This window comes from Algibacter sp. L1A34 (assembly GCF_009796805.1).
GTDB lineage: Bacteria > Bacteroidota > Bacteroidia > Flavobacteriales > Flavobacteriaceae > Algibacter.
The window spans coordinates 3,391,965-3,406,378 of record NZ_CP047029.1 but is presented as its reverse complement, the minus strand read 5'-3'; the positions used below and the strand labels follow the sequence as shown (position 1 = coordinate 3,406,378).

At 32.2% G+C, this 14,414-nt stretch carries 14 protein-coding genes and 1 other RNA gene; 6 read left to right on the top strand and 9 right to left on the bottom strand.

The features are described from left to right. Positions 1 to 5: 5 nt before the first annotated feature. Positions 6 to 980: a Gfo/Idh/MocA family protein gene (locus GQR97_RS14400; RefSeq protein WP_158849603.1), complete on the top strand. Its 975-nt coding sequence runs from the start codon at positions 6 to 8 to the stop codon at positions 978 to 980. 11 nt (positions 981 to 991) lie between these two features. Here the strand turns inward: GQR97_RS14400 and GQR97_RS14395 are convergent, their stop codons facing one another. The 8 genes from GQR97_RS14395 to GQR97_RS14360 all read right to left on the bottom strand — a co-directional run bounded on the left by GQR97_RS14395 (position 992) and on the right by GQR97_RS14360 (position 8,079). Beyond that, complete coding sequence (locus GQR97_RS14395; protein ID WP_158849601.1) at positions 992 to 1,738, bottom strand: NYN domain-containing protein; 747 nt, start codon at positions 1,736 to 1,738, stop codon at positions 992 to 994. Positions 1,739 to 2,142: 404 nt separating this feature from the next. Beyond that, positions 2,143 to 2,691 carry a 1-acyl-sn-glycerol-3-phosphate acyltransferase gene (locus tag GQR97_RS14390; protein WP_158849599.1) on the bottom strand — a complete coding sequence of 183 codons (549 nt, stop codon included), beginning with the start codon at positions 2,689 to 2,691 and terminating at the stop codon, positions 2,143 to 2,145. Between the two features lies 1 nt (position 2,692). Then, the gene (locus GQR97_RS14385; RefSeq protein WP_158849597.1) at positions 2,693 to 3,775 is read right to left on the bottom strand and encodes an iron-containing alcohol dehydrogenase family protein; all 1,083 of its coding nucleotides are present in this window, start codon (positions 3,773 to 3,775) and stop codon (positions 2,693 to 2,695) included. Between the two features lie 48 nt (positions 3,776 to 3,823). After that, positions 3,824 to 4,441 (bottom strand): CatA-like O-acetyltransferase, encoded by a 618-nt coding sequence (locus GQR97_RS14380; RefSeq protein ID WP_158849595.1) that lies wholly within the window; start codon positions 4,439 to 4,441, stop codon positions 3,824 to 3,826. Between the two features lies 1 nt (position 4,442). Beyond that, positions 4,443 to 5,147: an HAD family hydrolase gene (locus tag GQR97_RS14375; RefSeq protein WP_158849593.1), complete on the bottom strand. Its 705-nt coding sequence runs from the start codon at positions 5,145 to 5,147 to the stop codon at positions 4,443 to 4,445. Next, positions 5,138 to 5,866 carry a 3-deoxy-manno-octulosonate cytidylyltransferase gene (gene kdsB / locus GQR97_RS14370; protein WP_158849591.1) on the bottom strand — a complete coding sequence of 243 codons (729 nt, stop codon included), beginning with the start codon at positions 5,864 to 5,866 and terminating at the stop codon, positions 5,138 to 5,140. Before kdsB ends, GQR97_RS14375 begins: the two co-directional genes overlap by 10 nt. 106 nt (positions 5,867 to 5,972) lie before the next feature. Further along, complete coding sequence (locus tag GQR97_RS14365) at positions 5,973 to 6,539, bottom strand: DUF4126 domain-containing protein (protein WP_158849589.1); 567 nt, start codon at positions 6,537 to 6,539, stop codon at positions 5,973 to 5,975. Positions 6,540 to 6,642: 103 nt separating this feature from the next. Next, positions 6,643 to 8,079: an ATP-dependent RecD-like DNA helicase gene (locus tag GQR97_RS14360; RefSeq protein ID WP_158849587.1), complete on the bottom strand. Its 1,437-nt coding sequence runs from the start codon at positions 8,077 to 8,079 to the stop codon at positions 6,643 to 6,645. A 129-nt stretch (positions 8,080 to 8,208) separates the two neighbouring features. On the opposite strand from GQR97_RS14360, the gene GQR97_RS14355 reads away from it, so the two are divergent. From GQR97_RS14355 to rsmD, 3 genes are read left to right on the top strand one after another with little or no spacing between them, the layout of a single operon-like run. After that, positions 8,209 to 8,946, top strand: coding sequence for a hypothetical protein (locus GQR97_RS14355; RefSeq protein WP_199269858.1), 738 nt, complete (start codon positions 8,209 to 8,211; stop codon positions 8,944 to 8,946). Continuing rightward, positions 8,930 to 9,766: a DUF3822 family protein gene (locus GQR97_RS14350; RefSeq protein ID WP_158849585.1), complete on the top strand. Its 837-nt coding sequence runs from the start codon at positions 8,930 to 8,932 to the stop codon at positions 9,764 to 9,766. Before GQR97_RS14355 ends, GQR97_RS14350 begins: the two co-directional genes overlap by 17 nt. Further along, positions 9,766 to 10,305, top strand: coding sequence for a 16S rRNA (guanine(966)-N(2))-methyltransferase RsmD (gene rsmD, locus GQR97_RS14345; protein ID WP_158849582.1), 540 nt, complete (start codon positions 9,766 to 9,768; stop codon positions 10,303 to 10,305). The genes GQR97_RS14350 and rsmD overlap by 1 nt, the downstream gene beginning before the upstream one ends. Before the next feature lie 73 nt (positions 10,306 to 10,378). Here rsmD and rnpB read toward each other — a convergent pair. Further along, an RNA gene (rnpB, locus tag GQR97_RS14340) (RNase P RNA component class A) lies at positions 10,379 to 10,722 on the bottom strand. A gap of 343 nt (positions 10,723 to 11,065) precedes the next feature. Here rnpB and dnaX point away from each other — a divergent pair. Continuing rightward, a complete protein-coding gene (dnaX, locus tag GQR97_RS14335; RefSeq protein WP_158849580.1) occupies positions 11,066 to 12,799 on the top strand; it encodes a DNA polymerase III subunit gamma/tau in 1,734 nt (577 codons plus the stop codon). Positions 12,800 to 12,939: 140 nt separating this feature from the next. Further along, positions 12,940 to 13,989 (top strand): hypothetical protein, encoded by a 1,050-nt coding sequence (locus GQR97_RS14330; RefSeq protein WP_158849578.1) that lies wholly within the window; start codon positions 12,940 to 12,942, stop codon positions 13,987 to 13,989. Positions 13,990 to 14,414 lie beyond the last annotated feature (425 nt).

The window sequence follows — 14,414 nt, the reverse complement described above, 5'->3', positions numbered from 1 at the left end:
TTTATATGAAAACAATTAACTGGGGAATAATTGGTTGTGGTAATGTAACCGAAGTTAAAAGCGGACCTGCTTACAAACTTACAGATGGTTTTAATATTGAAGCCGTGATGCGTCGTGATGTTGAAAAGTTGAAAGATTACGCCCAACGCCATAATATCAATAAAATATATACAGATGCCGATGCACTAATTAATGATAGTAGCATTGATGCTGTTTATATAGCAACCCCACCCGATAGCCATAAACTTTATGCATTAAAAGTAGCTGCCGCCGGAAAACCATGTTGTATTGAAAAGCCATTAAGCCCAAGTTATGCTGATAGTTTAGGAATTTATAACGCTTTTAGCGAAAAAGATACTCCTTTGTTTGTAGCCTATTACCGTAGATCTTTACCTCGGTTTTTAAAGGTTAAAGAATGGCTAGTCCATAATTATATTGGCGATGTTAGACATATAACGGCACATTTAAGCAAACCTGCAAACCAAATCGATTTATTGAAAAAGGATAATTGGCGAACAGATTCTAAAATTGCACCAGCAGGTTATTTTGATGATTTAGCGAGTCACGGATTAGATTTATTAACCTTCTTGCTAGGTGATATAGAAGATGCTAAAGGTTTTAGTTTAAATCAGCAAAATTTATATTCTGCTAAAGATGCAGTTACCGCATCTTGGTTACATAAAAGTGGCATTACAGGCTCAGGAACTTGGAATTTTGGATGTAGTAAACACTTAGACCATGTTACTATTTATGGTAGTAAAGGCACAATTGAATTTTCTGTATTTCATGAAAACCCAATTGTACTAAAAAGCGAATCTAAAAATGAAAGCCTGTTTATCGAAAACCCTAAACACATACAAACACCTCATGTAGAAAATATGAAGCAGGTTTTGTTTAATGAAATAGCTACACATCCTTCTACAGGAAAAACAGCACTTCATACCAGTTGGATAATGGATAAAATTTTAGATAAGCTCTAAATAGATTTTTATTATTTATTTTTCACGTATATCAATTTAAAACGTCCGTTAGTTTGGTCGCGTTGCTCCATTTCAAATTGTGGTAGTGATTTAAACAGCGGTGTTAACTTCTGGAAACCAAAATTTCGAGAATCGAAGTTAGGTTGCTTTTTAAGAATTAAAGAACCTACATCGCCTAAAAATGCCCAACCATCATCGTCTGCGGCATCTTCTACAGAGTTCTTTAACAATTTAATAATTTTTGGTGTTATGTTATATAAATTCTCTTTTTTAGGCTTCACTCCTTTCTTATCCTTATTAGCGTCTTCATCTTCGTCGCTATCCTTTGCAAGGATTTCTAGATAGATAAATTTATCGCAAGCCACAATAAAAGGGTTTGGCGTTTTCTTTTCTCCCATACCGTAAACAACCATAGCGGCTTCGCGTAATCGGGTTGCTAATTTTGTAAAATCACTATCTGATGATACTAAGCAAAAACCGTTTACCTTTTCGGAATATAGAATATCCATGGCATCGATAATCATCGCTGAATCTGTAGCATTTTTACCTGTAGTATAGCCGTACTGCTGGATTGGTGTTATAGCATTTTCGAGCAATACATTTTTCCATTTGGAAAGATGCGGTTTGGTCCAATCGCCATAAATTCGTTTTATTGTTGGTGTGCCGTATTTGGCTATTTCTTCCATCATTTCAGAAATATATCTAGATGGTATGTTGTCGCCATCGATTAAAACGGCAATTTTTGTGTCTTTTATCATAATTATTAAAGATAAAAAAATATAATAGATTCTATATTTTCTTTGAGTTATTTTTTTGAGATTAATTAGCAAATAAGTAATTAATATCTTCTTGGTGACATAAATTGAAGATTACCCGCGTTAGGGATTGTAGCATTGTTGAAGCTCTTTTTGTGTTGTTGCACCTATGCAACACAAAAAAGCGACTGCGGAAAGCCCGACCCTTCGGGAACGCCCAAAATTATGTTTATTTGAAAGTTTTTTCTACTAGAAATTAGTAATAAAAAAAGCTATAACCTTGAGAGAAATAGCTTTTGGGGTTTTAGTTGAAGATATGTTTCTTTTTAGGGACAAACAATTGTTTACTTTATGTTTCATTAACTGCAACTACTATGTTAATGCCAAATACTGTGCCAAATTTGTTTTTATGAATATTCTGACACTTTCCCTTTTACTCCTTTATAGAAATCCTTTATAAATTTAAAGTCTGCCTCGGTGTCATCTGTTGTATAAAATGGTTCTGAAATTCGATTTTGCTTATTTTCAAAATCCAGAGTAAACATAATTATTGGAACATTAGCTTTTTTGGCTATATAATAAAATCCTGTACGCCATTCGGTAACTTTTTTACGAGTACCTTCTGGAGCTAAAGTCATTCTAAACTCTTCCTTTTCGTCAAAAAGTTTAGCAATAGCATCTACTTTATTCTCGTTAGATTGGCGATTAATAGGTGCACCTCCTAAAGCTCTAAAAAACCAACCCACAGGAAATACAAACAACTCTTTTTTGCCAACAAAATTGGTTTTTAACTTAGCAACAGCACGCAATAAAACGCCAATATAAAAATCGTGCCAGCTAGTATGTGGCGCTGCTATTATTATTGCTTTTTTTACTGAGTTTTTAGAAAAATTAGTATTACCAACAACTTGCCAGCCTAATATTTTAAAGTATATAATTTTGGCAAGCCAATACATATTATATTTTTTTATAAATTCCTTTTAATTTTTCTGGTGTTATGGTATCCTTCCAGTTTTTACCCACGGCATTTTCCCAAAGTGGCTCTAAACTTAATGCTACACCAATCATAATATCGAATTGCTCATCGGTTAACTTATCACAAACACCTGTTGGTAGTTCGATACCGTGCTTTTCTTTCATTTGCTTAAAAAGAACAACACCTTCTGGATAAAACTCTTCTAAATGATCGAAAACTAAGCAATTCCCTATACCATGTTTTATACCTAGTAAAAACGATAATCCGTAGCTCATAGCATGAGCAACACCTACTTGCGAATAAGCAATACTCATACCGCCATGCCAGCTAGCCATCATTAATTTATCTTGAGTTTCCTCTACTGATAAATTACCGTTTAAGAATATTTCTTTACATAAATCGAAAGATTTCTCTCCGTAAGTTTTACTGAATTCGTTTAAATACGTCCCGTTTAAAGACTCTACACAATGAATATAACAGTCCATTCCTGTATAAAACCATTGCTGTTTAGGTACTTCTTTTGTAAGTTCTGGATCTAAAAGAACTTGATCGAATGGAGTGAAATCACTATTGATTCCTAATTTAAGTTTTGGACCTGTAAGTATTGCTGTTCTAGATACTTCGGCTCCTGTTCCTGAAATTGTTGGAATACCAACGTGGTATATGGCCGCGTTTTTTATTAAATCCCATCCTTGATAATCCTGTGCTTCCCCTTCATTGGTTATTAAAAGAGCAACAGCTTTCGATAAATCGAGTAAGCTACCGCCACCAATACCAATAATTCCAGACGGACGTTCTTTAGATTTCAATATGATATCTTCTACAAGGTCGTCTACTTGTGTGGTTTTAGGTTCTTCTTTTGCTGAAACGAATATAATTCGATCATCATATGAAAGCTTTATTCTTGATGTTAACCAAGCGTTGCTTTTAAAAACATCGTCTATTAAAAAAATAAAAGGCGCATGAATACTTGAACGCTTTGGGGCTAAAATATCATTTATTTGATTGAAACTACCTCTGCCAAATATAACTCTAGGCACCATTGGAAAGTTTTTGTAAGTCATTTGTTCGGTTTTCTTTTTCGAAATGTAAAAATAGTACTAATTTAAATTCTACTGGTTTAAAAAGTGTTGAAATTTCTTAGAAAAAAGTCCAACGTGGTATCCATCAACTAAAGCATGATTAACGTGTATGGAAACATTCATGATTAATTCGTTATTTATGGAAGTTGCCTTCCCAAATGATAGTTTAGGAACGCTATCCACAAGCCCAGAACTTGGTTCTTTATGGCCTATAAAATTAACCCATGGCATTGCGGAACAATGAATACAATCTAGCCCGTTAACAGGTGGAAACAACTCTTTTGAGTTTTTAATACGTGTTTTCTCGGTTTCTAGATTATTAGAAAACTTCACTAAATCTTCATTATAATTAACAAATGAAAATCCGAAAGTATTATCTTCTCTTAAAATAGTTGGAGATGCATGGATTACATCATACTCCACTATTTTATCATCTTCAATTCTATATCTAAAATTTTCAATTTCGTTAATAGCACGCATGCAATCATGCAAATACCGAGTAAAAAAGCTAGTACGTGTTGCTTTTGATGCTTGATATGCATTTGTAACATTAAACGGAATAGTAACTGCAAACGATGGATCGGTTAAGGCCGAAAAATGTTCGAAATGCTGTTTTCTACTCCAGGTATTTATATCGATTACTTTCAAATTAATTTATTAGTTTTAAAAGGTCTTTTAATGAGTTTATTGTTTTATAAGCCTTACCGTTTGTCTCTTTTTCTGTAACTTGCTCATGCGCCCAAGTGGTGTGAAATGGAACGTGAATAGCCTGAGCGTTTAAATTTACTAAAGGCAAAACATCTGATTTTAGAGAATTTCCAATCATTAAAAACTCTGAAGGCTTAACGTCCAAACGTGTTAATAATTTGGAATAATTATCTTCTTGCTTATCACTTAAAACTTCAATATGATGGAAATAATTAGTTAATCCGGATTTTTCCAATTTACGTTCTTGGTCTAACAAATCGCCTTTAGTCGCTAAAATAATTTTATACTTTTTTGAAAGATTTTCTAGTACCTCTTCTACACCATCTAAAAGTTCCACAGGCTTATTGAGCATATCTTTTCCAATATTTAAAATAGCTTCAATAGTTTTATTTGTTACTGTATAATTTGATAATTCCAAAGCCACTTCCACCATAGATAGTGTAAAGGCTTTTATACCATAACCATATAAAGGTAAATTGCTTATTTCCTTTTTAAAAAGCTCCTGATCTATTTTATTGGGAGTTTCATATTTTGATAATAATCTGCCAATTTCATCTTCTGCCTCTCTAAAATAAGTTTCGTTTACCCAAAGTGTATCATCGGCATCAAAACCAATAACTTTTATGTCTTTATAATTTATTTCCATAATTTTTTGGCTCGTTCTAAATCCTCAGGCGTATCAATCTCAACACCTTGCACATCGGTTTCAACCATTTTTATACGTTTCCCATATTCCAAATAACGAATACATTCTATTTTTTCTGAAGCTTCTAAAGACAACATAGGTAACTTATAAAAATCCATAATGGCCTGTTTTCTAAAAGCATAAACACCTTTGTGTTTAAAGTATCTAACACCGGCATTTTTATCACGTGGATATGGAATAGGGCTTCTAGAAAAATAAAGAGCAAAATTGGATTGATCTACAATAACTTTAACCGTATTCGGATTTTTTATTTCCTCCTCATCGGTTATATGTACCATTAATGATGCTAGGTCTACTTCTTTATTCGGATCATTTTTAAAAACTTCAATAAGTTTTGTTAAAGACTCTTTATCGGTAAAAGGCTCATCACCTTGAACGTTAATGACAATATCTACATCTAAAGATTCCACAGCTTCGGCAATTCTATCACTTCCGCAATCGTGTTCCTTTTTGCTCATCATGGCTTTTCCTCCGTGATTTACAATCTCGTTATAAATAATATCACTATCGGTAACTACAATTACATCATCAAATAATTTAGTAGCTAGGGTAGCTTCGTAAGTTCTAAGGATAACGGTTTTACCTCCTAAGTCTTGCATAAGTTTAGCCGGGAAGCGCGATGCACTGTAACGTGCAGGGATCATTGAAATTATTTTCATTTGAAATATTACTGTTATTAATACCTTTTCTATTTATGCCATGGTTGAAGCAATTCTTCAATTAAAACTTAAATCTTCTTCAAAAATAAGATAAATAATAAATGTTTTAGGTCTTAGTTGGTTTAAACTTTTTATATAATTTGAAAATTATGAATAATATTAGAAGAACCAAAAATATGGCCAAAATTGGCATAAAAATAGAGACAACCGTCATTACTATTGATGTACCTGTTTCTAAAGTAGCCACAATTGGATTCGCTAAACCTCCAGTTGTTGCCGTAGAAGCTAAACGTGTAGTACTAGATGTTCCAGCAACTGCAGCTGCTGTACCTCCACCGGCTATAATAGCTAATGCCCAAGTAACAACAGGACTTAAATCTGCTACTGTAGAAAGCATTACGGCAGTACCTGCTAATGCTGCTAATGGTACTGCTGCCGTATCTAATAAATTATCGACATAAGGAATAAAATAAGCACAAATTTCTACTATTGTAGCCACTCCTAAAGTGATAATAGCTGCTGTACTACCAATCCATTGCCAAGATTCGTTAAGTTCCCAAACATCAAAGTAAGCCGCTAAACTCAAAGCGAATAAAGGCATAAACACACGAAAACCCACCGAAGCGGAAAGTCCGATACCTAAAAAAATACTAATTATTGTTTCTCCAGTCATAAATTATTAAAATCTCTTATCTTAAGTATATTTCAAAGTTACAAAACATATATATAATTTTATGAATGCAATATTTATTTCAAAATAAAAAACTTATAGTTATTTAAGAATTGATGTCTTCCTCGAAAAATTCATCTTTAAAACCTATTAGATATAATTTTTCTTTTGCTCTAGTTGCAGCAGTATATAGCCAACGTAGATAATCTTTATCAATCCCGTTTGGCAAATAAGGTTGCTCCACAAAAACGGTGTTCCACTGCCCACCTTGAGATTTATGACAAGTAATAGCATAAGAGAACTTAACCTGTAACGCATTAAAATGTTTATTTCCTTTTACCTTTAAAAACTTTTTATACTTTGATGTTTCGTTTTCAAAATCCTTCATCACTTCCTGGTAGAGCCTGTTAGATTCTTCATAAGGTAGCGATGGTGTTTCTGCTTCAATAGTATCTAAAAGCAACACGGTTTCAAAAGGTATCATTTTGGGATAATCTACCATTCTAACCTTTACTTCCGCGAAGCGAAAACCATATAATTCCTGAATACTAAAAATTTCTAAAACTTCTATAATATCACCATTAGCAATAAAACCAGCTTCTGTGGTCGGTTTCAGCCAAAAATAATTATTCTTAACCACCATTAAATAATCTCCGGCAGATAATTCGTTTTCATTATATAAAATACGACTTCTAATCTGTTGATTATAAGCATTGGCACGTTTATTACTTCTTACTATAATAGCAGTTTCTTCATTCCCTAAATCGCTGTACGCATCGTTTATAGCGTCCATAATTTCATAACCATCAACAAGCCTAATAATATCTTTAAACCCATTTAAATCGAACTTAAAATAATCGTAAACCTCACGTGCCAATACATCACGCAGAATAGTTGCATTAACCAAAATACCAGAATCTTGACCTTGCCTAACAACCTCGTCGAGTTCCATTCTGGTAACTTCTTTATTATAATTTAATGCTAAAGTATTTTCATCTAAAGCTGGGCTAATATCTAATTTCACAGGTGGCAGTTGGGCCGTATCACCAATTAGTAATAATTTACAATTAAGTCCAGAATATACATATTGCATTAAATCGTCGAGAAGGGAACCGTTTTCTATCAATTTAGAGTCGCTAGGTGTATCTGGTATCATAGAAGCTTCATCTACAATAAAAATAGTGTTTTTATGCTTATTTGGCTGTAAAACAAATTTAACACCACCACCAGAATCTTTTTTCGGAAAATATATTTTTTTATGAATAGTAAAAGCCTCTTTTCCGGAATAATTAGCGATTACTTTAGCCGCTCTGCCAGTTGGAGCCATAAGAACAGCACTCTTTTTTGCCTTCCATAAATTGTTTACAATAGCCCCTACAATGGTAGTTTTCCCAGTACCAGCGTAGCCTTTAAGTAAATAAAGAGCGTTTTTCTCACTTTTAAAAATAAATTCAGAAAGTTGCTGAAGTACAATATTTTGTTTAACTGTTGGATTAAACGGAAACTGCTGTTTTATAAGGGAATAGAATTCGGATGCGGTCATTAATTAAAAATAATTTTAAAAATTATTCAAATATAGGATGATTTTTATTCGCTTTGGTTTTTACGATTAAAAAAAAATTGTAGATTTGCTAAATAACGATTAATAAACTTTTAAATTAAATAACGTATTATGTTGACATTTATTCTTATTGTGGTTGCGGTGATTTTGGCAACAATTGGCTTGGTGAAGTTAGTTGATAAATTTGTTCCTAATAAATTAAAGCCGGTTTTAAATATTGCGCTTTGGGCATTAATTGTGTTTTTTGGTTACCAAACCTATTTGTCAATTTATGAGCCTATTCAATTTAACAAACTAAAAAACGAACGTTATTTAGTAGTTATAGAAAGTTTAAAAGATATTAGAGATGCTGAATTAGCTCACAGACAAGTAACTGGTAGATTTACAGACAGCTTTGATAACTTAATAAAGTTTATTGATACAGCAGAATATACTATTACACAACGTCGTGACTCTAGTATAATTGATGAAGTATTAACAAAACGTTACGGTGTTGATACCACAAAAGATATTATGATTATTGATACTCTGGGCACTGTACCTGTAAAAGATTCTTTATTCAAAAATTCTGATCGTTACAAAAAAATGATGAATGTTCCTGTTGGAAAAGAAGGCACTAAGTTTGATTTAAAAGCTGGTTTTATTAACCAAAACGACATTAACATTCCTGTTTTCGAAACTAAAGTAAAGAAAGATGTTATTTTATTCGATCAAAACCCAGATTTAGTAGCACAAGAAAATCAAGTAATAGCGGTTGATGGAGTTAATGGAGACGCTTTAAAAGTAGGATCAATGAACGAAGTTAATACAACTGGAAACTGGCCAAAAACTTATGGCGATAGCGAATAATAAAAATAATACTGCTAGTATTAGCAAATTAATAAATATAGAACTGTCCATTCAAATAAGCTTGAGTGGACTTTCTTTTTGTACTCTAAATCGGGATAATAATTCCATTTCTAATTTAAAAGAAATAAAGTTTAAAAAGCAATTAAACCCATTAGAAGTATTAGAAAAGCTAAAACATTGCTTTGATACAGAAGCCATATTACAAAACAAATTTGAAGCTATAAACATCATTCATGATAATGAGCTATCAACCTTAGTTCCAAAATCTATTTTTAATGAAGGAGCTATAGCCGACTATTTAAAATTCAATTCTAAAATTTTAAAGTCCGATTTTATAACCTTCGATACCATAGACAGTAACCAAAGCGTAAACGTATATATCCCGTATGTAAACGTGAATAATTACATTTACGATTTATTCGGAGATTTCACATACAAGCACGCCTCTACTGTTTTAATTGAAACTATTTTGGAATCTGAAAAAGAATCCGGAAACTCTCAATTTTACGCACACATTAATCATAATCGTTTCGAAATTGTAATTACAAACAAAGGTGAGCTTCAATTTTACAACAGTTTTGAGTACACCACAAAAGAAGATTTTATATATTACATCCTCTTTACTGCCGAACAATTAAAACTAGATCCAGAAACATTAAATCTTATTTTAATTGGTGATATAAATAAAGACGATGCGCTATACAACATAGCATATAAATACATACGTAATGTAAGTTTAGGTAATCAAAAAAACAACTATGTATTTAATGAAGAACCAGAAACACAATATTCTAATTTCACTTTAATAAATAGCTTTTAATGCGCATAATATCAGGACAATACAAAAGTAGAAGAATATCAGCACCTAAAAACCTACCCGTTCGTCCAACGACAGATATGGCAAAGGAATCGCTATTCAATATTTTAAACAATACGTTTTATTTTGAAGATGTTTCTGTACTAGATTTATTTGCAGGCACCGGGAATATAAGCTACGAATTTGCCTCACGCGGTACCGAACAAATTACCTGTGTAGACCAAGATTTTGGATGTGTAAAATTTATAAACAAAACGGCAGAGCAATTCGATATGCCAATAAACACCATTAAAAGTGATGTGTTTAAGTTTTTAGAAAAATCGACTTTACAAGCCAATATTATATTTGCCGATCCACCATACAATTTCGACGAAGATAAATTTGGAAAAATACCCGAACTAATATTTAAAAACAATATGTTATTGCCAGAAGGTGTATTAATTGTAGAACACTCAAAACATACAGATTTATCTAAACTAAGCAACTACAGCTACTCCAAAAGTTACGGAGGTAATATGTTTAGCTTTTTCGAAAATGCATAAAAATACCACAACTAAACTAAACCATTCTAAACCAGAAAAACCTTCAAAGCGCAAGCTAAGAAGGTTTTTTTTATAAGTAAGTAAATCTATAAGCCGGATTCTGTACCCTTCAAACCCGTTTCAAGAAAACCCAAAACAAGCAAAAAAAGCCCTTATCATTTATCTACGCATTTTGTTACCAAAACACTTTAGCTGCTTACCCTCCAGCATCGGGCGTTCAACCCTCAAGCACTGGTTTACATAACATTGCACCACATAGAGTTTACCTGGTTTCACTACAGCATTACCTGTACATTCTTTCTGTTGCACTGGTCCTAACCTCTCGGCTGGTGGCCGTTAGCCACTATATTGAACTATGGTGTCCGGACTTTCCTCCATCCTAAATAAATTTAAGACAGCGATAAGGCGATCTACTAGCCGTCAAAATTACAACAAACAAATAATAAAATACCACATTATAAACTTAAAAACATTAAAATATAAGTTTGGGCGTTACCCAAGGGTCGGGCTTTCCGCAGTCGCTTTTTTGTGTTGCATAAGTGCAACAACACAAAAAGAGCTCCAACAATGCTGCAATCCCTAACGCGGGTTAATCTGTAAAGGATAATTTCAAATACGTTAACTCAAGCAAACCCATAAAAACATATCGAAAAAGCAAAGCACCAAACTTTGTTAATAACTCCCTTTTATTTTCGTCTTTACAATTTAATTATCCAAATTGAATTTTTAACTTTGTTACTTACTCAATAGCGAAATAAATTTGGAACATTTTATAGTATCGGCTCGAAAATACAGACCCCAAACATTTAAAGATGTAGTTGGGCAGCAAGCCATTACCAATACTTTGTTAAACGCTATAGAAAACAACCATTTAGCACAAGCCCTTCTATTTACAGGTCCGCGTGGTGTTGGTAAAACCACTTGCGCGCGTATTTTGGCTAAAATGATTAACAGTGATGGTAAAGAAACGGGCGATGAAGATTTCGCTTTCAATATCTTTGAACTCGATGCCGCCTCGAACAACTCGGTAGACGATATTAGAAGTCTAACCGATCAAGTTCGCATCCCACCACAAGTTGGTAAATACAAGGTTTATATTATTGATGAAGTCCATATGTTATCTCAGGCAGCCTTTAATGCCTTTTTAAAAACATTAGAAGAGCCACCAAAACACTGTATTTTTATTCTTGCAACCACCGAAAAGCATAAAATAATTCCAACAATTTTATCACGTTGTCAAATATTCGATTTTAAACGTATTACGGTAAAAGACGCTAAAAATTATTTAAAATATATTGCTGATGAACAAGGTATAACTGCCGATGACGATGCATTGCACATTATTGCTCAAAAAGCAGATGGCGCTATGCGTGATGCACTTTCCATTTTTGATCGTGTAGTAAGTTTCTCGGGAAAAGATTTAACCAGGCAAGCCGTAACCGAAAACTTAAACGTTCTTGATTACGAAACTTATTTTGAAAGTACAGATTTAATTCTCGAAAATAAAATACCAGATTTACTCATTCAGTTTAACCATACCTTATCAAAAGGATTCGATGGTCATCATTATATTGCTGGTTTAGCCTCGCATTTTAGAGATCTACTAGTAAGTAAAACACCAGCAACAATAGAATTGCTAGAAGTAGGAGAACAAACGCAGATAAAATATTTAGAACAATCTAAAAAGGCCTCGCAAGAGTTTTTAATGCAAGGTATAAATCTCGCAAACGACTGCGATCTCAAGTATAAAACCAGTAAAAATCAACGGCTTCTCGTTGAATTATGTCTCATGCAACTTGCCTCTATCACTTTCGATGGAGAAAAAAAAAATAGCAAACATTACATAATTCCAGCATCTTACTTTAAAAAGAAAGGTATTACGCCTATTCCGGTAAAAGTTCCAACGACTAAACCGAGCATAGAACCTTCCGCGAAAGCGAATACCGTAAATGCTACTGTTGCTTCCCAAAAAGTAGTAGCAACTCCTAAACCTCCAGAAAAGCCACATATAAAGTTAGATTTATCTCAAGGCAGCAGGCGTAGATCTGGACTTTCTCTAAGTAGTATTCGAGCAAAAAAAGAACATCAAATAAAACAACTGGAAGTAGTTGTCGATGAAGAGAACTTACCGACCGAGCCTTTTACAGATGAAGCTTTTATGAAGGAATGGACCTTCTTTTTAAACAAATTAGAAAAAGACGGTAAACATAATTTGGCTTCTATTTTAAATATGGATACGCCTAAAATTAAAGGTACAGATATTCATTTACAGTTTCCAACCGAAACTAATAAACGTGAAGTGATGCAAGGCCAGTACGACCTAATGACTTACATTAGAACAACCTTGAAAAATTTCGATATTAGTTTGGTGATTTCGGTTAACGAAGTCATGAATAAAAAATACGTTTTTACTCCTCAAGATAAATATGAAAAATTGATAGAGGCCAATCCAAACATTGAGATTTTACGCCGTGTTTTCGATTTAGATGTTTAAACCTTACCTCCCAATTACTTATACCCTTTATTGTTAATTATTTTGTTTAAAACTAAGCTATTGAATAAGAGGTTTCTTGCTTTTATTTGTTAATTTTATGGTTTAAATGAGTTTATTTATTTGTTATGTGTAATAAAAAAATGAAAAATGAAATATTTCTAATTATCTTAATTTTTAGTCTTAATCTTTCTAGTCAAAATTTAATAGGTACAAAATGGTTGAAAATTAATGCAGAAAGAAAAGATGGGAGTGTTATACATGATCGACTCAATACGAAAAATTCATTCACCGAATACCATTTTAAATCAATAGATAAAATTACAATAAACTCAATTAAACCTGCCGCAAATTATAAAATTAAAGACTCTGAATTGACTGTTGGAAATCAAAAATATACTATTGAAAAATTAACCGATACAGAATTAATAATTTGTGAAAAAGGAGATATTAACATTACAGATGACAAAAAAAACAGACTTTATTTTATAGAGTCTAAAAAGTTAATTAATTATTTAATAAAAAACAACTTACTTACTTTTCTGAATGATAGTACTATAAAAGCTAAGAAATATTTAGAACCCAAATTAAAAGAAAATAAAGACTTAAGTACCATTATTTCTAGATCATTAAAAAAAAAGAATTTTAGTACATCAAAAGACAAAAAATTTAAACAAGGCTATTTAATTGGTGAATTTCATATAAATACCTTAGGCAAAATTGATAGTGTTGAAATAAAACAAAATATAGAAATTTTCAAAATCATAGAAAATAGATCAATCAAAGAATTAAAAAAAATAGATTTTATTCCAGTTGAAATTGGAAAAAAGTATAATCATGTTGTGGATTTTGTTGCTTCTTTTACTAGGTTTAGTGGAATGTATGGAATTAGCATAAATACGAATACCAATGAAATAAGCTCAAGAAAAGGAAAAAACTTGTCCATTAAAGATAAGTCGCTAAAACTATATAATGAGGGAATTTTTGATTTCACCAAAAAAAATTATATCGAGGCTATAGATAAATTTAATGAAGTTACTAAAATTGATTCCTTATATTTTGACGCCTATTATAACCGAGCTTATACCAACCTTATTATAAATAACAATAAAAAATCTTGTATAGATTGGGAATACTTAAAAAAAATGGGACAAAAAGAAGGGGAACGTTTATATAATCAAAAATGTAAATAAAAAACTATAATTAATGCGGGTTTTGGTGCTTAAAATCAAGTTTAGTACTTTTTTAACTAAGTCCGTCAAATCTTTTATTTTAGTTTTAATATTGAAAAAGGTAAAACAAAATAAAAAGATCTGGCTAGGTAATTAACCGAAAGTTCAGTGCTTCTAAATCCCGTATTAACAATAGCTAAACGTTGTACCCAATTAAAAACCACCCAATGAAAATATAGGAATAGATAGGAAAGAGAATAAATACAGTTTAGACGACTTGACAGAAATAGTATTGAGAAAGATAACCAAATCAAAGAGATTATTATGACTTATATCTATACTTCGCTTTAGAAGACGGAACACACATCCGATATTCCTTTTGACACAAAAAGAATAGTATATAATTTAGAAACGTATGATTTATCAAAACCGTTATTCGAACTAAG